This window comes from Martelella sp. HB161492, assembly GCF_013184775.1.
Lineage (GTDB): Bacteria > Pseudomonadota > Alphaproteobacteria > Rhizobiales > Rhizobiaceae > Martelella.
Window position 1 is genome coordinate 18,747 of record NZ_JAATVV010000004.1, and the last position, 19,773, is coordinate 38,519.

The window sequence follows — 19,773 nt, forward strand, 5'->3', positions numbered from 1 at the left end:
CCTTTCTCTCATTCATCCGCTTCAAGCACCGCAACGCCCTCGCCGCGATGATGGCCAACGGTGGTGACAGCGATGCGCGAGGCTGGCTGCGCCGGCTTTTCCCGCGCCGCATCGAAAACCGGCACGGAGGCCTTTTCGCTGATCGCCAGTGCCGCCAGTGCCAGCCCGGTGGTGAACTGGGCCTCAAGCGAGGCCCCAGTCAGACCGCAATAGCCGCGAAGGCCCGCATCCGGAAAGCTTTTCGCCAGGAAATCCGCTTCGCGAAGCGTGAGGCCATTGCGGCCCGTCGCGCCGGAGAAGATCAGATCGCCGGCCTCGCCGGCAAATCCGACAGCCTTGAACATGCGCTCCAGACGGCCTTCAAGCCTGCCATCGTCGCGTTTGCCGCGATCACCTTCAACGCCCGTCATGACGGCATAAATCCGCGCGCCGCGCGCCTCGGCAAACTGACGTGATTCCAGCACCAGAAAAGCGCCTGCCGTGCCCATGACCATGCCGCCCTCGACATCATCACCACGCTGCCACAACGGCGCCCAGCCCTCGGGCCTGAGGGCGCGAACCGATTCGAGCATCAGCAGGATGTCGCGACGTTCGGCGATGAAGGATGCGCCCACCAGCGTATGGGTGGACTGACCGGCAAGGATCCGCGCATAGGCGGTCGCGACGGCGGAAACGCCCGCGCCCTCCTCGCCCATGAAGGTCCGGGACGAACCGGTTACCTTGTGAACAATCGAAATATTGCCGGCCACGAGGTTTGCGAGCTGGGCCAGAAACAGCGTCGGACGCAGTTCCGTGGTCAGCTTCTCGTTCAGCAGCACTTCACGGTCATTGCGCTTCAGCGCTTCGTTGGCAATCAGCGTGTCAACGGCGATATCACGCTCGCCACCGCCAGCCGCAACGATCATGTCCATGGTGGAGAGGATGCCCTCATCCTCCTTCACCCCGGCATCATCCAGCGCCAGGCCGGCCGCATAGACGCCAAGCCGCTGCCAGTTTTCCATCTGCCGCTGGTCGCCGCGACGCGGAATCTGGTCCTTCCAGTCAATTTCGGGCAGAGGATGCACAGGATAGGGTCCGCACGTCTCGCTGTTGATGACGGGCTCGGGCGCTTTGGCGCCGCCCAGGACCGCTATATGCGGCGCACAGCCGGCGCCGAGACTTGTGACCAGACCGATGCCGGTAACCACGACATCATTCGGAGATTTCTTCATCTAGGCCTCCCCTGCAGATTTGTGCTGTTCGATTGCCGCAAACAGTCCGATCTCCTCGGCGCGGGCACGCACGATCGGAGCAAGATCATTATCGGCAAAGGAAAGGGTTCTGAATTTCAGTTGCGCATCACAAACGGCCTTGCCGTCCGATTTTATCTTGGCCTTCGTGACCGCGAAACCCGAGCCTTCATGCTCCAGCTTCGCCTCGATCTCGAGAACGGCTCTCGGCTCGACAAAAGTGCGCATCTTGGCGCTGTCAACCATCATCAGGAACGGCATGGCCGCACAGCCATTGACCCCGAGCAGCAGCATGCCCGAAGCCTGTGCCATGGTTTCAATCAGAAGCACACCTGGCACCAATGGCATGCCGGGAAAGTGACCTTCAAAAACCGTGCTTTTTTCAGGAACGACCGAACGTGCCGTCAGCTGACCATGTGTCAGATCCACGGTTTCGATCCGGTCGATCATCTGGAAATATTCCAGCAGCATCACATCCTCCACCGATCGGAGACGGCATCGGCGGCAGCTGCCTGAAAACAAAAGGACGAACCGATGCGTAAACAGGAACAACCGGGCGCATCATAGAGTTGAAACCGAAGCTTCTTCCCTGCGCCCGGCCGCAATCAGGCTTCCTTGGCGGCGCGCAGTGCGTCGATCTTGGCGCAGAGGTTTTTCAGGATGAAGTACTCATCTGCCGCAACCTTGCCTTCGTTGACTTCCTGAGTCCACTTCTCAAGCGGAATCTTGATGCCGAATTCCTTGTCGATGGCAAAAACGATATCGAGAAAATCGAGGCTGTCGATTCCCAGGTCGTCAATGGTGTTGCTTTCCGGGGTGATTTTTTCCCGTTCAATCTCGCTGGTTTCAGCAATGATATCGGCAACTTTGTCAAATGTAGCGCTCACGCCCATACCTCATAATAAGTCAGTTAGCCCCCTCATAGGCAAAGATTGCGAAAATGCCAATGGCCCGGGGGCATCCGAAGTCGATTTTTCGACAGCTGCCTCATACAGCCGCCGAATGTCGGCCCCGCCCACCACCTAGATAGGTATCGAAAATCGCAGCAACAGAGCGCGCGAAGGGATATGCATCACTTTTCAGTCGAAAGCCGAACCTATCATATAACGCAACCTCGGGATTTTTGACAGCGAAAGCCCGCGCCTCCTCAAGAACGGGTGCAGCCAGGGCACCATAGCGGCGTGTCAGTTCGCAGCTCGAAAAGCCGAAGCCGCACATGATCCGCTCGATGACCAGTGCCCGCATCCGGTCCTCATCGGAAAGCGCAATCCCGCGAACGACGGCCAGCTCTCCATTTTCCACCATGCGCTGATACTCTCCCGTCGCCGGCATATTCTGCCAGTAGCCCTGCGGCAACTCACTGATCGATGAGGCCCCGAGGCCAATCAGCGCGTCAGCCGCATCATCGGTATAGCCCTGAAAATTCCGCCTGAGCCTGCCATGGCGCACAGCCTCTGCCAGGCCATCCCCCTCCAGCGCGAAATGATCGATACCGATCGCATGATAGCCGGCAGAGACCAGCATTTCGCCAGCCAGCGACATCTGCTCGAAGCGCGCCACGCTGTCGGGAAGCGCATCTTCGGGAATCAGCCGCTGATGCTTCTTCATCCAGGGCACATGGGCATAGCCGAACAGCGCAATCCGGTCAGGCCTCAGCGCCAGGATGCTGTCAACCGTGTGCCGAAGCGTCTTCTCAGTCTGAAAGGGCAGCCCGTACAAAAGATCGCAATTGACCGAAGCGACGCCCCGCGCCCGCATTGCCTCCACCACAGAACGCGTCTGCGCGAAAGTCTGCACCCGGTTGATGGTCTCCTGCACCTTCGGCTCGAAATCCTGCACGCCAAGGCTTGCGCGGGTCACACCGATATCTGCCAGCGCGTCATATCGCGGTTCATCGAGGTCGTTGGGGTCCATTTCGACGCTGATTTCCGCGTCATCGGCAAAGCTGAAGGCGGATCTGAGCCAGCCCATCACCAACCGCATGTCATCCGGCCGCAGCATGGTCGGCGAGCCGCCGCCCCAATGAACGGCCGTGACGCGAACCCCTTCCGGAACAAGCCGGCCGACCGTTTCGATCTCCTGATGCAGGGCTTGAATATATTGAGTAATAGGCTCATATTTAAGCGTATGTTTGGTATGGCACGCACAGAACCAGCACAGCCGGTCGCAATAGGGAATGTGAAGATAAAGCGAAAGCGTCTGCCCTGCTCTCAGCGTCGCGATCCAGCCCTTCACCGTATCGGCATCAATACCGGGGTGAAAGTGCGGCGCGGTCGGGTAACTCGTGTAACGGGGAACCGGAGTGCTGAATTTCGCCAGCAAATTCTTGTCACCTGACATGACATCTCCCTTTTCGCATTGCGCTTTATAAGCTTGTGCGATAGCCCCTTGTCCGTTGACAAGCTTTGACATTAGTCAAATTATAGAGAAGCGATGCTCGCAACGATAACAAAACCGCTGAAACCCTTGCATGTTTTGGTTCCTGCGGTTACTTCATCTTGCTTGTTCCGGGCGAACATCGAGCGGGTCCAGAATGGAAGACAAATTGCTGAAAGAAACTGACGACAATGTCATGCCACGCGTTTGCCGCGCGTGCGAAGCCCGTCACGGCGGAATCTGCTCTGTTCTCAACGCCACGCAGCTGGTTGAGCTCAACAAGCATTCCACCCGCCGATCGATCGATATCGGTACGGAAGTCGTCGGTCAGGGCGAGAATGTCACCAATTATTCCAACATCCTCCGCGGCGTCGTTAAGCTGTCGAAGATGATGGCCGACGGACGCCAGCAGATTGTCGGACTCCAGTTTGCGCCCGACTTCCTTGGCCGCCCCTTCTCGCGCGAAAGCGCCCTGACGGCCGAAGCCGCTACCGAGACCGAGATCTGCGCCTTCCCCCGCGTCGTCATCGAGCGGATGATCTCGGAGACACCGGAGCTCGAACACCAGCTCTACGACCAGTCGCTGAAGGAGCTTGACGAGGCGCGTGACTGGATGCTGACGCTCGGCCGCAAGACCGCCCGCGAAAAGGTCGCCTCGTTCCTGCATCTGATCGCCACCCATGTCGATCCCGAGGCTGATGACGGCTGCGAATTTGAACTGCCGCTGTCGCGCGCCGATATCGCCGACTTTCTCGGCCTCACCATCGAGACCGTCAGCCGCCAGATGACCAAGCTGCGCAAGGAACGGGTCATCCTGATTGAAAACAACCGTCACGTCATCGTGCCGGATATCGAAGCTCTGAACGAAGCTGCCGGCAACGACTAGAGCGCCGGGCGTCCTTTTGGGCGCACCAGGACGCTCTATCTTGTTGAATCTACGCATCGTTCTTTTCGGAAATCGATTCCGATTCTCGAGCCGATGCGTCAGGCCGGCGGTCTCGCCTGAAAACGGTGGAACGCCGATTAGCAGCCGGCCGCAGCCGCGTTTTCGTCAATCACCGATCACCACCGTCATATTCTCAATTCCCGCCTGTTTGGCCATGTCGAACAAGATGGCAGCGTTGGCAGGATCCAGCCGGACGCAGCCATGCGAGGCCGGACGCCCAAGCCTGGAAATCTGGTCCGTGCCGTGAACGGCAAAGCCATGATAGAAAAAGATCGCATAGGGCATGGGTGCGTTGTTATACTTGCGCGACCGATGATTTCTCGACAGCCACTCGGCGCCATAGATCCCCTTCGGCGTCGTGTAGCCGCCAGCGCCCGTCGAGACAGGCCATTCATAGGCCTCCTGACCATCGATAATCACCTTCATCGTCTGGCTTTGAAGGCTGATCGCCGCCACAACCTGACCCGGCAAGAATATATCGTCACCTGACTTGCGTGCAGCCTGTGCAGGACAGGACAGCGCAAGCAGAACAGAACCCAATATCAGAAATCGTCGCATATCATCCCTCTCAGCCAGCTTCCCCCGAAAGAAAACCTACCCAATATGAGATACGGCGACAATAATACTCTCAACCTATGGTAAATATCTTGCCTATTCAGAACGAATTAAAAGAAAAGGCCGCCTTCTGAAAACAGAAGCGGCCTTTCCATTATCCGGACATGAGCGGTCGCGGGACCGCCAGTTGATTACTTCGACGGAACCAGGGTTTCGGCAATGAAGTCGACAACCTTCTCCGGTTCGATCGTCATGGCCACGTCCTGGGCCGGGAAGCCATCCCAGGCGCTCGGCGGAAAGAAGCGGCTGGCGGGCGCCTGCAGCGTCAGACCATCGGCGATGCCGCCGCAGACGACGCGCACAGAGCCCGCACGCAGACCGAACAGCTCCGGCGCAACCACATAGGCGCAGGCGCAGGAATCATGCACGACCATGCCGTCTTCGACGATCTGGCTGTAGAAATCGATATAGGGATCAGAGATCTTTGCCAGAAGCTCCAGATCGGCGCCGCCGCGCTTGGCCAGATCCTGCATCATCGTGCGGCTCATCACCGTCTGCATCGTGACGTCAAGACCGATCAGCACCACCTTCCAGGCAGCGGTGAACACCGCATCGGCGGCTTCAGGATCACCCCAGATATTGGCTTCGGCGGCCGGCGTGACGTTGCCGTTGACCTCGAAGGCACCGCCCATGATGACAACCTGCTTGACGAGATTGGCAATCTCCGGGTCATGCTGCAGCGCCAGCGCCAGATTGGTCATGCGTCCGACGGCGACAATCTCGACCTCACCCGGATTGGCGCGGACCGTCTCGATGATGAACTGCCACGCCGGGCGCGGATCGAGAGGCACATCGACAGTCTCAGGCAGATCGATATCGCCGAGCCCGTTCACGCCATGCACCACAACAGGCCAGTCGCCCATGGCGCGTGAGGCATCAAACGTGCGATCAGCGCCCTTGGCAACGGGTGCGGCGATCTTCCATTCGCGTTTCAGGAACAGGGCATTGCGCGTGGTCGTCTCGATTGAGGCATTGCCGAAAACGCTGCAGACGCCGAGAAGATCGATATCGGGATGACGCGCGAGAAAGAGCAGCGCCATGGCATCATCGATGCCCGGATCAGTGTCGAAAATGACCTTATGCATGTTAAAACCCTGAATGATTTGTGAAACGAAAACTGCTCGGCGCAAAACCGCCGATCCTGTAAAAGGGCCTACACGATCTCGCCCCATCTGGCAAAGCCTAACCGCGCCATGCCGCGCCGCGCGTGGTCGTTCAGCCCTTCAGCTTCAGCGGCAGACCGGCAGCAACAAAGAAGACAGAACCGGAAACGGCGGCAATGGCCTGGTTGAGAAAGCCGGCCTCGTCGCGAAACCGGCGTGCCAGCGCATTATCCGGCACGATCCCCTGTCCCACCTCGTTGGAAACGATGAACAGCGGATAGGTGCAGGTTTCAACAAATGCGGCGAGCCTGCGGCCTTCCGCAGCGATATCGCGGTCGGCAAGCAGAAGATTGGAAAGCCAGAGCGTCAGGCAATCGACGAGCACCACCGGCGCCTCGCCTTGCGAAAGGTCCGCCAGCACATCCACCAGGGCAAATGGCGCCTCATGGGTCTGCCAGAACGATCCGCGCATGGACCGATGCCGGGCGATCCGCGCAGCCATCTCCGCGTCACCGGCCTCCGCCGTGGCGATATAGTGATGCTGACCGGCACGCGCACTCGCCCAGCTTTCGGCAAGCCTGGACTTGCCCGAGCGGGCACCACCGAGAATGAAAACCGTTCTGGCCTCAGCGGCCGGTTCGCTTGCCGCCATGCATGCCAGCCTGAAACCAAGAAGAAAAAAGACAGGCGCCGGAAGCAGGCCCATGATCGAAGCGAACGATTCGTAGACAATCAGAGGCGTCCGCCTTGCTGATCGGTCATGAACCAAGCACACATTGCAGCAACCGGCCAATCCGGCAGCCATACCATGCGGCTTTCTTCCGACGCAGACCCATATATAGCGGGCGCCGCAGCCTTGTGCAATTGGCTGCGGCGCCCTGCATTTCCGGGAAACTCTGCCGTGGCTGGCCTCGCCTCAGGCGTCACTGACAGCCGGGGTCACCATGGCACGCACCACGGCCGGCAGATCGACAATACCGAGCGGCTTGCCGCTCTTGTCGACAACGGTTGCCATATCAACGCTTTCCGACATCATCCGTCGCGCCACCTCTTCCAGCGCCAGATTGCGCAACACCTTGAGCGCCGGCAGCTCCCCCTCGCCGATCGGCTCCATCACCGTGGCGGCGCGGATGACGCGGCCCCGGTTGACCTCCTTGACGAAGGACGCGATGTAATCGTCGTGCGGGCGCAGAACGATCTCCTGCCCTGTGCCCTGCTGAACCATCTCGCCATCGCGCAGGATCGCGATCTTGTCACCGAGCCGCAACGCCTCATCAAGATCATGGGTGATGAACACGACCGTCTTGTTCAGCTCTTCCTGCAGCTCCAGCAACATGGTCTGCATGTCGACGCGAATCAGCGGATCAAGCGCCGAATAGGCTTCATCCATCAGCAGGATATCAGCATCATTGGCCAGCGCCCGGGCCAGCCCAACGCGCTGCTGCATGCCGCCGGAAAGCTGGTTGGGATAGTGATCCTCGAAACCGGCAAGACCGACCCGGTCAATCCAATGCCGGGCTGACTGATCAGCCTTTGCTTTCTCCACGCCCTGGATCTCAAGTCCGTAAAGCGTATTTTCCAGCACTGTGCGATGCGGCAGAAGCGCAAATTTCTGAAACACCATTGCCGTCTTGTGGCGCCGGAAATCACGCAGATCCTTCTCGGACATGGAGCAGACATCGGCATCATCATAGATGACCTCGCCGGTGGTCGGCTCGATCAGCCGGTTGATATGGCGGATCAGCGTTGATTTGCCCGAACCGGAAAGCCCCATGATCACCGTGATTTCGCCGCCAGGCATAGCGATATTGATATCTTTCAGGCCAAGGACATGCGCATGTTTCTCATTCAGCTCAGTCTTGGTCATGCCGGCCTTGACGGCTTCGATATATTTCTCACCATTTGACCCGAAGATCTTGTAAAGATTTCGTATTTCGATTCCGAGACTAGCCATGCAGAACCTCCTGATGCTTCTGCAGGCGCTTGCCGAAGGCCTGGCTCGTGCGGTCGAAAATGATGGCGATGCCGACAAGGGCGAAGCCGTTCATGAAGCCGACGGTGAAGAACTGGTTGGTGATGGCCTGCAGCACATTCTTGCCGAGACCGCCAACGCCGATCATCGAGGCGACGACGACCATTGCCAGTGCCATCATGATGGTCTGGTTGATGCCGGCCATGATTGTCGGCAATGCCAGCGGGATCTGCACATTGAAGAGCTTCTGGCGCGGCGACGAGCCGAAGGCATCGGCAGCCTCCAGCACTTCCTTGTCCACCAGACGAATGCCAAGATTGGTGAGACGGATGATCGGCGGGATCGCATAGATCACGACGGCGATCAGGCCGGGCACCTTGCCGATGCCGAAAATCATCACGACGGGGATCAGATATACGAAGCTCGGCATGGTCTGCATGATATCAAGCAGCGGACTGACAACCGCCTGGGTACGGCTGGAGCGCGCCATCAGAATGCCGATCGGGATGCCGATGACAATCGAGATCAGCGTGCAGACGGTGACCATGGCGAGCGTCACCATCGTATCCTCCCAGAGACCGACAAGCCCGATCGCCAGCATGGAAATGGCTGTGCCTATGGTGATTTTCGCGTCGCGGCCGGCCAGATGAACCACGACCAGCAGAACCAGGAGAACGATGATCCAGGGAGAATCGGTGAAGAGATCCTGAAGCCAGTTCAGGAAGAGCTGCAGCGGCTGTGTCGCATGGTCGATGGCATTGCCATAAGCGCGGACAAAATCCTTGAAACTGCCGTCGACAGCGCGCTTGAACGCGCGCATCGTGTGGTTGGAAATCGCCGGGAATTCGCACAGAATCTCGGGGAGAATATTACAGACAGGACCCATCGGCGCCTCCCCCATACTGCCTGCGTTCACTCGACCAGCAAAATACGGTTCCGCGCCGCCAGCTTGTCGCACAGCGAAGGTGATGCTGCGCCGCCACCTTCATGCCGGCGACGCTATCGACACCGTTCATTATGTTTGTTTTTTTCATTCTATCCATCACGGGCTGGGAGCATTCATGCCTGCGCCATTGCGGCACAGAGAAGGCTCGGAAGCGCGCTTCACCGCGCATCGGCACGCCGCTGAAAGCGCCACGTCCGGAAACCGGCGGGCAAAACGGCCCGCCAGTCCCGTAAAGCGCCAGTCAAAGCGCGGCCTGAACCTTCGTCGCAACGTCATCCGACACCCATTTGTGCCAGAGGTCCGGGTAGTTCTCGAGGAAGTAGTAAGCCGTATCCTCGTTCGAGGCCTGATTGTCGCTCATCCAAGCGAGGATCTTGCCGACCGTCTGGTTGTCCCACTGACGGGTCTTCAGATACCCCATGGCAACCGCATTGTTTTCAGCGAAATCCTTGGTGACGACCGTGTAAACGTCGGAAACCGGATAGGAGTTGATCTTCGGATCGGGGCAGTCTGCCTGGGAGGTGCAGTCATCCCACTCCTTCTTGTCATTCGGCACGCCGAAATCGAGCTTGACCATCTCATACTTGCCGAGAATGCTTGTCGGTGCCCAGTAATAGCCGAGCCAGCCTTCCTTGTTCTCGTAGGCGCGGGCGATCGAGCCGTCAAGGCCGGCTGCAGAACCGGTATCAACAAGCGTGAAGCCCTTGTCTTCGGCATCGAATGCGCGGAACAGGTTGGCGGTCGAGATCTGGCAGTTCCAGCCCGAGGGGCAGTTGTAGACGGCGCCGACATCGGGATCTTCAGGTGCCGGGAAAAGCTCGGGATGCTTCAGTGCATCGGCAACGGTCTTGATGTCGGGATGGGCATCCTGAACATATTTCGGGATCCACCAGCCTTCAACACCGCCATCGCTCAAAAGCGGAGCGGCAATAACAAGACGGCCTTCGTCAACCGCTTCGTCAAGTGCATTCTTGACGGCATTGACCCAAAGCTCGGGCGCGACATCCGGTTCGCCCTTCTCGTTCATCGAGGTAAATGTCGGCATGGTGTCGCCCGTCACCAGCGTGACATCGCAACCATAACCGTTTTCCATAATGATTTTGTCGACCCAGGCACCGACACCGGCCGACGCCCAGTTCATTTCAGCAATCTGCACGTCGCCGCAAGCATTGTCGGCTGCAGATGCCGAATTGGCAAACGCAAACATGCCGGTCGCGAGAATGGTGGAAGCGATGAGCTTCATCATCTAATAGACCCTCCAGTCATGTTGCAGCGTTTTGATAAAAGACCGGCCGGGACGCTGCCACACCGACGATCCAAAGGGCAGGTAAGGCGCACAAAGCCAGATAAGGCGGACGCGCAAGGAGCGCGAAAAACGTGCAGCCAAAATGGTGGGGCAATCAAAGGACACCCTCACGATGGCTCAAACTAAGGATAAAAGCGTAAAAATCAACCGCTGCCGCAAATTTGTGCAGGCATCACGGCTTGAAACCGCGACAGGACGCCATCGGTCCACAGAAACTCTCGCCCAGAGGCAACAAATTCCAATCTGCTAACAAAGCAGTAAGGATCTTTCGCTAAAACGTGAGGCAGCGGAAGGTTGCGACAGTTTTGAGACCGCCCACAGGTTTTGCGTTTGGCGGGATAGAGGCTGACAGGGTATTGCGTAAGCAACCTCCGCCGATCTGACCAACATAAGTACCCGCAAGAAGAGCCGTGACGCGATGGTCGCGCGGTGCAATCTAGACCATCGATGCAATACCGCGAAAGCCACCCGTGTCCTTTTTGCCCTGGAGCGGCTGATAAACGTCCGGTGATCCAGGGGCCTTGAAGGGGCCATCCTCTACAAATTTGTTGCCGCCATCAAGCTTGCCGGTCTTCGGCACTATGCGCATGCTAAAGTCCTGCGCGAAAAAGGAATTGGCGACCTTGATCTCTGGACGGAAGAATCCGTTCACCAGTCTATTCACCCTCTCAGGATCATCTGCATTCAGATACGCATTCCGATGCTCATCCGAAAGGACCTGACGCATGACCTTGACGAGCGAAAGAGCAAGCCCTTCCCGCATGTCTTTGGCCGAGAAAATCAGCTCCCGGGCGACATACTGACTGCCAGTGGCTTCATAACGCTCGGACTCTTCGGCCGTAAGTTCGGGAATGTGATTTGCCACATCCCGCTTTTGCAAATTCAACATGTCATTGAGGCTCATCCAGCCCTTATCGCGGATATAATGATTATCGAGATCGAAGGCATAGAGCTGCCGGCCGAACCGGCTGCTGGGCTTTGTGGATTCCGAACCAGGCTCAACAGAGAAGAAAACGAAATCATGATTCGCCAACGGGCGAATATCATTGCTTGAATTCTCGCGACTGAAAGACACGCCCTCCTGCTCGAGCCGCCGTCGAGAGAGCAACTTTACGTATTTCGCGCCTGTGCTGGGGTCGATAGATTCCACTTGTGCATCGGTTGCATGTGTAGCGAGGAAAGGCATCGTTTTCAGTCTTTCGACGAAGCTCTGCTCAGCAAAGGATAGCGGCGCCCCGGCCAAAGTCTGGTTACCCTTAGCATCCCTAACGCCGTGAGCAAGCTCAAGCCTCAACCGCGCGATATTGCGCATCGATATCGCGTTGACGCTCTTTGGAAGCCCATGCTTCTGCTCGTTCATCCAAGTCGTTCCCTCATTGAACATGAGGCGGGTCGCACGCGTCAGATCGCGCGCGCCACTCCATCGCATCAACCGCTCCATCGCAGCTGTCTGGCTTAACGCCGGAGCGCGAGGTGTTTCAGCTCGTGACAAAGAAGAAGTCCCGGAGAACTTCGAGTCTTCGCTCGATATCGACAGATCAGCGCGACCCGAATCCTTACTAGACGACATTGAACTCGAACTGACCGAGGCGCCCTCATCCCCCGAAGGTCCTAAACTTCCAAATCCTTCGTCTTCTTTTGAGCCAGCGACACCAATGCGAGCCCGCATCAGATTGTTTGCTTTTTCGAGGACTTCCTTGCGCCGCTCCGGACACAGTTTCGCACGGCCCTTACTAAACTGGTTCGCACGAGCGAGGTATTCCTCTTTTTTGTCCTTGGATGGCAAAGTTGAGCGGAGCAGATCCCGAATTGTAGCTGCATCCAATTTCGCCGAAGTCGGCGTCGGGGCAGCTGCCGTGCGGGATGCGGGATAACGACTTGCCGTTCTTGGTCCGCCCCGCCCCGAAGTGCGACCAGAACCATCCGGTGCAGCCGCCACATGAGTCCCATGGTCGTTGGTCGCGACTGCGGCGTTTCTGTCTACAGGCTTCATATTTCACACCTCTGAGTCTAGAGAGGTGCTTATAGCTATAAAAGTACGGTATACATAATTATATATTGTTAAATATGCAAATATTAAGAAATTTAAACCATTTAATACTTAAAAATAAAGCGGACAAAGCGGCATGACCTGATCGCCGGGAGGGAACGACCGCTCCGCCGACGCCGTGAGGACGGCGACGTGCGACACCCGCCGCTCGAAAGAGATTGCGAAACGGAAAGGCGAATACGGTTCTGATCGAGGAAACGCAGGTAAACACACGGAGGATCCAGACCGGGTCTGCCGGTCAGGTTTCCTATCTTCAGTCACATTTGGTAAAAGATGTTTTTTTCAACCGAGTTCGAGGCTCGATACGCCAAAAACACATTCGCCATCAATGACCGGTACCGCGCCACGAAACATCCGCGCTGTTTCAAAACCACGCGAAAGACCTGCGGACTCCAGCCCTGCAACAAAGCGCGTTTGCGCAAGCGGGCAGTCGATGTCAATGCGGGATCCCGACAGATCATCAGTCATTCCGCCCATAAGACTGAAGGCGATGTCGGCAGAGCGGGCAAAAAGTGGTCCGACCTTGTAGCCATCAATGCATCTGCGCGCTGTGCCAAAACCGACGAGCCGCCCATCTTTGGCAACGACCCTTGCCGATTGCGCCTGCGCCAGCCAAGCCCGCAGGAAATCGCGCCGCGACGCCATGAAGCAGTCCCCATCCAGTTGAAGAACGGCATCGAAATCATCAGGTTCAAACGATCGCGAGGCCGATGCTCCGGCAAGGTAGCCAGGCTTCGCCACGCCACTCCAGCGCGCCGTGCCGTAATCGGTGACAAAGCCCATGCGGCGATAATTTTCCTGCTGTTCAGGTACGCCATCAAGGCCGATCGTCCGGTTGCCGAGATAGGCCATGCCATGGTCCCAGACCCTGCGTCCATAACCCTTGCCGCGCATGTCCGGCCGGGTGATGTAAAGACCGATAAAGCCATAGGCATCGTCATAGGCAACCGCGGAGATGCCAGACACCATCTGCCCGTCGACAAACAGGCCGAAAAAGCCGCTGGGGTCGGCGGCCTGAAACGGCACGGCATCGCCGAGGCCCGGATTCCAGCCCTCCTCGCCTGCCCAGCTCACCAGCTGGCGAATTTCGCCCGCGTTCAGAACACGTATCTCGCTCATTGCCGATCTCAGATCCTGTCGAGCAGCTGCGGCGCAAACGGCTGCAGCATGCCTGAGTAGTTTTTTGCGACCGGCGAAGCATAAGGGCCGCGCTTGGCTGTTGAAAGCCCCAATCCCACCAGAGCCTCGGCCTGTTTCACCGCCGCAGAGACGCCATCGATCACCGGGAGGCCAAATTCGCGCGTCAGCTCGGAGGCCAGGTCGGCCATGCCGGCACAGCCAAGAACGATGGCCTCGGCCCTGTCCTCCCGCATGGCAGCAGCGATCTCGCTGCGCAGACGGTCCCGTGCATTGGAATGCGGATCTTCAAGCGACAGCACGGAAATATCGGCCGCCCGCACCCGCGCATTGTCCGAGACGCCATAACGCCTGACCAGTTCCTCGATCGGCACACGCGAGCGTTCCATCGTCGTGACGATGGTGAAGCGCCTTGCGATATAGCTCGCCATCTTGACGCCGGCCTCGCAGATGCCGACCACAGGAATGCCCGCCATGGCACGCGCCGCATCGAGCCCGGTATCGTCGAAACAGGCGATAATGGCCGCCTGGGCGCCCCGTCGCTCGCCCCGCGCGATCTCCAGCAACAGTCCTGGCACGGCAATCGCCTCATCATAATAGCCCTCGATCGAGGCCGGCCCCATGGAAGAGGTGACGGCGGCAATCTCGGTTTCACCATGCGCCGCAGAGCGTGCCGCTGCGGCAATTGTCGCGGTCATGCTCGCAGTCGTATTGGGATTGACGACAAGGATCTGCATGTTCACCCCTTGGCGCGGCCGCGGTTCAGCGAGCGGATCAATGTCAGCGCCAGTCCGATAACGATGAAGGAAAACACCGTTGTCACAGTCCCCAGCGCATAAAGCACCGGCGTCGTGACATTGGTGGTCATGGCCATAATCTCAAGCGGCAGCGTGTTATAGGTGCCCGCCGTCAAAAGCGTACGGGCAAACTCATCATATGAAAGCGTGAAGCCGAACAGCGCCACGCCTATCAGGCTCGGCGCAATCATCGGCAGGAGAACGTAGCGGAAGGTCTGCCATGCCGTGGCGCCAAGATCGCGCGCCGCTTCCTCATAGGATGGCGAGAAGCGGTTGAAGACAGCAAACATGATCAGCACGCCGAACGGCAGCGCCCAGGTGAGCTGCGCGCCGAAGGCAGAAGTATACCACGCAGGTGCAATGCCGACCTGCTGGAACATCACGCCAATACCAAGCGAAATGATGATCGACGGTACGACAAGGCTCGCAATCGCCACATAGAACAGCACCGTCGCACCAACGAATTTGCGCCGGAAGGCCAGCCCTGCCATCAGCGAGACGACCACGGTGACCACCATCACCATCAGGCCCAGCATCAGCGAACGCCGGAAACTGCCGCCGAAATCTCCGACCGCCTGCGTCTCGAACAGATTGGCAAACCAATGCAGCGAGACACCGTTGAGCGGAAATGTCAGACCGCCATGCGGCCCCTGAAAGGACAGGATCAGGATCGCCGAAAGCGGGCCGTAGAGGAACAGCACAAAAACCGTGAAAAAGGCCGCCAGGATATAGAATTCACGTCCGCGTCTTTCATGCATGGCCTAAAGCTCCTTGCGGATATCGACGATGCGCAGAATGCCCGCCACCATCATCAGAACAACGATCAGCAGCAGCACCGCATTGGCGGCAGCGCCCGGATATTGCAGCAGTGACATCTGGTTCTTCATCATCAGCGCCACGGAGGCGCTCTGGCCGCCCGACATCACCAGCACGGTGATGAAGTCCGCCATGACCAGCGTGACAACGAAGATCGAGCCGATTGCCATGCCAGGCTTGGCCAGCGGCAGAATCACATTGGTGAGGATCTGCATGCTGGATGCGCCTGCATCGCGTGCAGCCTCGATCAGCGCCCGGTCGATGCGGATCAGCGAATTGAAGATCGGCGTCACCATGAACAGCGTATAGAGATGCACCATGGCGAGGATGACGGCGAAATCCGAATAGAGCAGCCATTCGACCGGCTGATCGACAATACCGAGCTTGACCAGTCCCGTATTGACCAGCCCGTGACGCCCGAGAACCGGGATCCATGAAATCATGCGAATGATGTTGGACGTCAGGAACGGCACGGTGCAGACCAGGAACAACACGGTCTGCATGGCGGCCGTCCTGATATGAAAGGCGAGGAAATAGGCGACCCAGAAGCCGATGACGAGCGTCAGCCCCCAGACGATCACCGCATATTTCAGCGTGTTGAGATAGGTCTTCCAGGTCACCCAGGAACCAAGCGTCTCGGCATAGTTGAAGGTGTAGAACCCCGGATACATCAGGGCAAAATCATAATCCCAGAAGCTGACGATCAGGATCATCAACAGCGGGAACACCAGAAAGATCCCCAATATCACCGCCAGTGGCAGCGCCTGAAGATAGGAAATCATCCGGCCGGTCAGTTTGCGGCCGGACCGCTTTGGATCTGAAGCCGGAATGCCGGAAGCTGCCGGTGTCGTCATGTCGTTGCCATCCATCGCTACCATGTCCTTTCCAAAACCGGACGGCTTTGAAAAGGACATCCCTTGCGAGATGTTCGGGCATGCGCGGGCCGGCAGGAACAGGCCGGCCCGCGCATGCAACCTTCAGGAGGCGATGAACTCGTTCCAGCGACGAACCATGTAACGGTCCTCGTCCATGACCGAGTTCCAGCAGGCAACATGGCCCATGCGCTCTTCGAAGGAGCCGCCATCACGCACCGCGCCGGCCTTTTCCATGACCTGACCTTCCGGCGAGAGGATATCTTCGGTCGCGGGCTTGCCCTCGATCCAGTAACCCCACTCATTGTCGGACATGAATTTCTTCGCCGTATCCATGCAGGCCGAGTAATAGCCCTGACGGTTCAGATAGGCGCCAACCCAGCCGGACAGGTACCAGTTGATATATTCATAGGCCGCATCAAGCTGCGCGCCCTGAAGATGCGAAGCAAGACCGAGACCGCCGCCCCAGGCGCGATAGCCTTCCTTCAGCGGCTGATACTTGCAGGCGATGCCCTTGGAACGGACGGCAGCAACGGCCGGCGACCACATGGACTGAATCACGACTTCGCCGGAGGCCATCAGGTTGACGCTTTCGTCGAAAGTCTTCCAGAAGGCGCGGAACTGGCCTTCCTTCTTGGTGGCGATCAGGAATTCGATCGTCTTGTCGATCTCTTCCTTGGTCATGTTGCCCTTGTCGCCATATTTGATCTTGCCATCGGCTTCCATGATCATGGCGGCATCCATGATGCCGATCGACGGAATGTTCAGGATCGAGGTCTTGCCCTTGAAGGCGGGGTCAAGAATATCAGCCCAGGAGGTGATGTCGCGGCCGACGAGGTCGGGGCGGATACCAAGCGTATCGGCGTTGTAGATGGTCGGGACCATCGTCATCCAGCCGGTTTCGGCCGGTGCGAAGGTCTTGTCGCCGGGCTTTTCAACAAAGCCGACGGTGTGCGGTGCCGTGCCCTGAGCGATGACGCTGTCGGGCGTCAGCTTGCCGGTCTTGAACAGCGGAACGATGTCGCCGTAATAGGTAAGCTTGGAGACGTCCATCGGCTGAATGACGCCGGTCGCCCAGACTTTCTTCAGGATCCAGTATTCGATATCGGCGATATCGTAGGAATTCGGCTGGGTGGCGGCCCGCTGGGCGGCGGCGTCGGAATCCATGGCCGTCATTTCCAGCGTGATGCCGAGATCGGCCTTGCACTTCTCGGCAACGGCGTTGATGTTGGAAACGCCCGTGCCGAACTGGCGCAGCGTGATCGGATTCTGTGCCCAGATCGTCGGGAAACCGGTAATAAGCCCGGAACCGACGGCGGCACCCGTGGCGGCCGCCCCCGTCTTCAAAAGCGTGCGGCGCGTAAGGCCCTTGCCTTTCTTCTTGTCGCTGTCAGTCATCTTGTCTGCTCTCCTTCCAGAGATATCCTGTTGAAATATCTTTTTATTTTTATGCCAAAATGATCGCGTCATAGGCGTTCCAGTAAACCGAGACCGCCTCCCCCACGCGAACCGGATTTTCAAAGAAACGGCTGTCGGACAGAATGACGACGAAATCTTCGACGCCCGCCCCGTTCATGATCAGCTTCACTGTCGAGCCGAGATATTCGACCGTCGAGACGACCCCGGTGAAGCCGAGACCGGGAACTGCAGTCTGCCCAAGCCGGATGTGATCGTTGCGCACAGCAATATCGGCATGCGCCCCGACCTCTTTCGCGCGCCCGACCGCGGCAAACTGGCCACCGCCGGGGACATCAAGCGTGACACCGGAGCCCGTCGCCTCCGAAACACGCCCCGAAATGACATTATGGTCGCCCATGAAACGGGCAACGAAGGCCGTTGCCGGCTTTTCGAAAACCTCGCGCGGCGTGGCCGCCTGCTCGATCTTGCCGTCATTCATCACCACGATCAGATCGGCGAGCGCCATCGCCTCTTCCTGGCTGTGGGTCACATGAACAAAGGTGATGCCGAGTGACGTCTGCAGCTTCTTCAGTTCCGCGCGCATCTGCACCTTCAGGAAGGGATCGAGCGCCGAGAGCGGCTCATCAAGCAGCAAGGCCTCCGGATCCGTGATCAGCGCGCGTGCCAGCGCCACGCGCTGCTGCTGACCGCCGGACAGTTGCGCCGGGCGCCGTTCGGCATAGGGCTCCAGCTGCATCAGCTTCAGCATGTCCAGCGCCTTGGCGCGCCGTTCCTCCTTGCCAATGCCTTTCATCTTCATGCTGAAAGCGACATTTTCGACCAGATCGAGATGGGGAAACAGCGCATAGGACTGAAACATCATCGCCGTGCCGCGTCTGGCGGGCGGCAGATCCGTGACGACCTTGTCGCCCATAACGATGTCGCCGCGCGAGACGGTCTCATGCCCGGCGATCATGCGCAGCGTCGACGTCTTGCCGCAACCGGACGGGCCGAGCAGGCAGCAATAGGTGCCAGCCGGTATTTTCAGGTCGATGGAATCGACAGCAACAGCCTGCCCATAGATTTTGGATACAGAAACGATCTCGATCGCTGCAGCTTTTGACATGGGGGCCCCTCGTTTTTCTGATTTTTCTAATGCATGAGCCATGCCACTTTCGCGAAAGTTGTGTATGTTATTGTTAGTTAAGCCGTTTTTATTTCATCGAGATCGCCCGCAGCAGAACAGCTCAAGTGCATGCACAAAAAACAGTCATTGGATACAATCCAAATGCACGATTGCAAGCACATCTGCTTTTCCTTTTCCGAAACGCGCTATTTTCAAACCGACCGGAATAAGGGTAAAAGGCAGTATGAAACACGACAGCACTATGGATGAAGGGCTCAGGCTCTCGATCGACTCTACGCAGGAAGATCGTGCTCACGCGATCCGCGATGCCTTGCGCGACGCGATCGTCGACCGTCGCCTGGCACCCGGAACACGACTGCCGGAGGCCGAAGTCGGCACGCTCTTCAGTGTCAGTCGTACCGTGGCACGCTATGCTTTGCAGATGCTTGCCTTTGAAGGCCTGGTACAAAGCGAGCGAAACAAGGGGGCGATTGTATCCAATCCGTCGCCCGAGGAAGCCCGTCAGGTTTTCGCCGCCCGCCGGCTGATCGAACCGGGTATCGTCGCGACAGCGATTGAGCGGATTGGCCCGAAGGAAATCGAACGCTTCCGACAGCAGCTGGCCGAGGAAGATCATCACAAGGCCCGGCGCGGCGTCGATGCGAAGCGGTCCGAGATCAAGGCCTCCGGTGACTTTCACCTTCTGCTGGCAGAGATCGCCGGCAATGCGGTGCTGGAGAAATTCATGAGCGAGCTGGTTGCGCGCTCTTCACTTGTTATTGCGCTTTACGGCCGCTCCGGCGTTTCGAGCTGCGGACATAGTGAACATGAGGACATCCTCGCGGCGATCGAGGCGGGTGACAGCGCCCGCGCCAGCGCCACCATGCTGCGTCACATCGACCTGATGGAAGGCGACCTTGACCTGCGCCCCCGCGACGGCCTGACCCTGCGCGACGCTTTGCAGGTCTGAGCCGAAGCTTCGCTCGCGCAAGTCGATATTATTACATATAATTCACCACCCGCCTGTATTGCGATGCTGCGGCTGCGGAGGTAAAATCGGCTACAGCGGAATCGCCCGTTTCCG

General features: G+C 58.3%; 19 protein-coding genes. 2 read left to right on the forward strand and 17 right to left on the reverse strand.

Features of this window, described 5'->3' with window-relative positions; translation table 11 throughout:
* Positions 1 to 8 precede the first annotated feature (8 nt).
* The 4 genes from HCK86_RS07680 to hemN form a co-directional block, all read right to left on the reverse strand.
* Positions 9 to 1,211, reverse strand: a complete 1,203-nt coding sequence (locus HCK86_RS07680) for a beta-ketoacyl-ACP synthase (protein ID WP_176083893.1) — start codon at positions 1,209 to 1,211, stop codon at positions 9 to 11.
* The gene (locus HCK86_RS07685) at positions 1,212 to 1,700 is read right to left on the reverse strand and encodes a 3-hydroxyacyl-ACP dehydratase FabZ family protein (protein WP_176083894.1); all 489 of its coding nucleotides are present in this window, start codon (positions 1,698 to 1,700) and stop codon (positions 1,212 to 1,214) included.
* Positions 1,701 to 1,834: 134 nt separating this feature from the next.
* A complete protein-coding gene (locus tag HCK86_RS07690; RefSeq protein WP_141147276.1) occupies positions 1,835 to 2,122 on the reverse strand; it encodes an acyl carrier protein in 288 nt (95 codons plus the stop codon).
* Between the two features lie 94 nt (positions 2,123 to 2,216).
* Positions 2,217 to 3,569 (reverse strand): oxygen-independent coproporphyrinogen III oxidase, encoded by a 1,353-nt coding sequence (gene hemN, locus HCK86_RS07695; protein ID WP_176083895.1) that lies wholly within the window; start codon positions 3,567 to 3,569, stop codon positions 2,217 to 2,219.
* A 232-nt stretch (positions 3,570 to 3,801) separates the two neighbouring features.
* Here hemN and HCK86_RS07700 point away from each other — a divergent pair, with 232 nt between their 5' ends.
* Positions 3,802 to 4,491, forward strand: coding sequence for a Crp/Fnr family transcriptional regulator (locus HCK86_RS07700; RefSeq protein ID WP_246739521.1), 690 nt, complete (start codon positions 3,802 to 3,804; stop codon positions 4,489 to 4,491).
* Positions 4,492 to 4,656: 165 nt separating this feature from the next.
* Here the strand turns inward: HCK86_RS07700 and HCK86_RS07705 are convergent, their stop codons facing one another.
* The 13 genes from HCK86_RS07705 to HCK86_RS07765 form a co-directional block, all read right to left on the reverse strand.
* Entirely contained in the window at positions 4,657 to 5,022 is a 366-nt protein-coding gene (locus HCK86_RS07705) for a L,D-transpeptidase (protein ID WP_281409592.1), read from the reverse strand.
* Between the two features lie 275 nt (positions 5,023 to 5,297).
* Entirely contained in the window at positions 5,298 to 6,251 is a 954-nt protein-coding gene (locus tag HCK86_RS07710; protein WP_176083898.1) for a nucleoside hydrolase, read from the reverse strand.
* Positions 6,252 to 6,381: 130 nt separating this feature from the next.
* Positions 6,382 to 6,921, reverse strand: coding sequence for a bifunctional adenosylcobinamide kinase/adenosylcobinamide-phosphate guanylyltransferase (gene cobU, locus HCK86_RS07715; RefSeq protein WP_176083899.1), 540 nt, complete (start codon positions 6,919 to 6,921; stop codon positions 6,382 to 6,384).
* A 264-nt stretch (positions 6,922 to 7,185) separates the two neighbouring features.
* A complete protein-coding gene (locus HCK86_RS07720) occupies positions 7,186 to 8,223 on the reverse strand; it encodes a glycine betaine/L-proline ABC transporter ATP-binding protein (protein ID WP_176083900.1) in 1,038 nt (345 codons plus the stop codon).
* Positions 8,216 to 9,127, reverse strand: coding sequence for a proline/glycine betaine ABC transporter permease (locus tag HCK86_RS07725; protein WP_176083901.1), 912 nt, complete (start codon positions 9,125 to 9,127; stop codon positions 8,216 to 8,218). Before HCK86_RS07725 ends, HCK86_RS07720 begins: the two co-directional genes overlap by 8 nt.
* A gap of 301 nt (positions 9,128 to 9,428) precedes the next feature.
* Positions 9,429 to 10,433 carry an ABC transporter substrate-binding protein gene (locus tag HCK86_RS07730; RefSeq protein ID WP_176083902.1) on the reverse strand — a complete coding sequence of 335 codons (1,005 nt, stop codon included), beginning with the start codon at positions 10,431 to 10,433 and terminating at the stop codon, positions 9,429 to 9,431.
* A 496-nt stretch (positions 10,434 to 10,929) separates the two neighbouring features.
* The gene (locus tag HCK86_RS07735; protein ID WP_176083903.1) at positions 10,930 to 12,486 is read right to left on the reverse strand and encodes a hypothetical protein; all 1,557 of its coding nucleotides are present in this window, start codon (positions 12,484 to 12,486) and stop codon (positions 10,930 to 10,932) included.
* 339 nt (positions 12,487 to 12,825) lie between these two features.
* A complete protein-coding gene (locus HCK86_RS07740; RefSeq protein ID WP_176083904.1) occupies positions 12,826 to 13,662 on the reverse strand; it encodes a GNAT family N-acetyltransferase in 837 nt (278 codons plus the stop codon).
* An 8-nt stretch (positions 13,663 to 13,670) separates the two neighbouring features.
* Positions 13,671 to 14,417 (reverse strand): aspartate/glutamate racemase family protein, encoded by a 747-nt coding sequence (locus HCK86_RS07745; RefSeq protein WP_176083905.1) that lies wholly within the window; start codon positions 14,415 to 14,417, stop codon positions 13,671 to 13,673.
* Between the two features lie 2 nt (positions 14,418 to 14,419).
* The gene (locus tag HCK86_RS07750) at positions 14,420 to 15,235 is read right to left on the reverse strand and encodes an ABC transporter permease (RefSeq protein ID WP_176083906.1); all 816 of its coding nucleotides are present in this window, start codon (positions 15,233 to 15,235) and stop codon (positions 14,420 to 14,422) included.
* A 3-nt stretch (positions 15,236 to 15,238) separates the two neighbouring features.
* Positions 15,239 to 16,147, reverse strand: a complete 909-nt coding sequence (locus HCK86_RS07755) for an ABC transporter permease (protein WP_176084189.1) — start codon at positions 16,145 to 16,147, stop codon at positions 15,239 to 15,241.
* Between the two features lie 123 nt (positions 16,148 to 16,270).
* Positions 16,271 to 17,563, reverse strand: coding sequence for a PotD/PotF family extracellular solute-binding protein (locus HCK86_RS07760; RefSeq protein WP_176083907.1), 1,293 nt, complete (start codon positions 17,561 to 17,563; stop codon positions 16,271 to 16,273).
* Positions 17,564 to 17,612: 49 nt separating this feature from the next.
* The gene (locus HCK86_RS07765) at positions 17,613 to 18,689 is read right to left on the reverse strand and encodes an ABC transporter ATP-binding protein (RefSeq protein WP_176083908.1); all 1,077 of its coding nucleotides are present in this window, start codon (positions 18,687 to 18,689) and stop codon (positions 17,613 to 17,615) included.
* 244 nt (positions 18,690 to 18,933) lie between these two features.
* On the opposite strand from HCK86_RS07765, the gene HCK86_RS07770 reads away from it, so the two are divergent.
* Complete coding sequence (locus tag HCK86_RS07770) at positions 18,934 to 19,659, forward strand: GntR family transcriptional regulator (RefSeq protein ID WP_246739505.1); 726 nt, start codon at positions 18,934 to 18,936, stop codon at positions 19,657 to 19,659.
* The last annotated feature ends 114 nt before the right edge of the window (positions 19,660 to 19,773 follow it).

Coding starts and splice junctions, on each gene's coding strand:
- HCK86_RS07725 (WP_176083901.1), bottom strand. CDS start 9,127: ATGGGTCCTGTCTGTAATATTCTCCCCGAGATTCTGTGCGAATTCCCG.
- hemN (WP_176083895.1), bottom strand. CDS start 3,569: ATGTCAGGTGACAAGAATTTGCTGGCGAAATTCAGCACTCCGGTTCCC.
- HCK86_RS07750 (WP_176083906.1), bottom strand. CDS start 15,235: ATGCATGAAAGACGCGGACGTGAATTCTATATCCTGGCGGCCTTTTTC.
- HCK86_RS07765 (WP_176083908.1), bottom strand. CDS start 18,689: ATGTCAAAAGCTGCAGCGATCGAGATCGTTTCTGTATCCAAAATCTAT.
- HCK86_RS07745 (WP_176083905.1), bottom strand. CDS start 14,417: ATGCAGATCCTTGTCGTCAATCCCAATACGACTGCGAGCATGACCGCG.
- HCK86_RS07740 (WP_176083904.1), bottom strand. CDS start 13,662: ATGAGCGAGATACGTGTTCTGAACGCGGGCGAAATTCGCCAGCTGGTG.
- HCK86_RS07710 (WP_176083898.1), bottom strand. CDS start 6,251: ATGCATAAGGTCATTTTCGACACTGATCCGGGCATCGATGATGCCATG.
- cobU (WP_176083899.1), bottom strand. CDS start 6,921: ATGGCGGCAAGCGAACCGGCCGCTGAGGCCAGAACGGTTTTCATTCTC.
- HCK86_RS07690 (WP_141147276.1), bottom strand. CDS start 2,122: ATGGGCGTGAGCGCTACATTTGACAAAGTTGCCGATATCATTGCTGAA.
- HCK86_RS07755 (WP_176084189.1), bottom strand. CDS start 16,147: ATGACGACACCGGCAGCTTCCGGCATTCCGGCTTCAGATCCAAAGCGG.
- HCK86_RS07770 (WP_246739505.1), top strand. CDS start 18,934: ATGAAACACGACAGCACTATGGATGAAGGGCTCAGGCTCTCGATCGAC.
- HCK86_RS07735 (WP_176083903.1), bottom strand. CDS start 12,486: ATGAAGCCTGTAGACAGAAACGCCGCAGTCGCGACCAACGACCATGGG.
- HCK86_RS07680 (WP_176083893.1), bottom strand. CDS start 1,211: ATGAAGAAATCTCCGAATGATGTCGTGGTTACCGGCATCGGTCTGGTC.
- HCK86_RS07685 (WP_176083894.1), bottom strand. CDS start 1,700: ATGCTGCTGGAATATTTCCAGATGATCGACCGGATCGAAACCGTGGAT.
- HCK86_RS07730 (WP_176083902.1), bottom strand. CDS start 10,433: ATGATGAAGCTCATCGCTTCCACCATTCTCGCGACCGGCATGTTTGCG.
- HCK86_RS07720 (WP_176083900.1), bottom strand. CDS start 8,223: ATGGCTAGTCTCGGAATCGAAATACGAAATCTTTACAAGATCTTCGGG.
- HCK86_RS07760 (WP_176083907.1), bottom strand. CDS start 17,563: ATGACTGACAGCGACAAGAAGAAAGGCAAGGGCCTTACGCGCCGCACG.
- HCK86_RS07700 (WP_246739521.1), top strand. CDS start 3,802: ATGCCACGCGTTTGCCGCGCGTGCGAAGCCCGTCACGGCGGAATCTGC.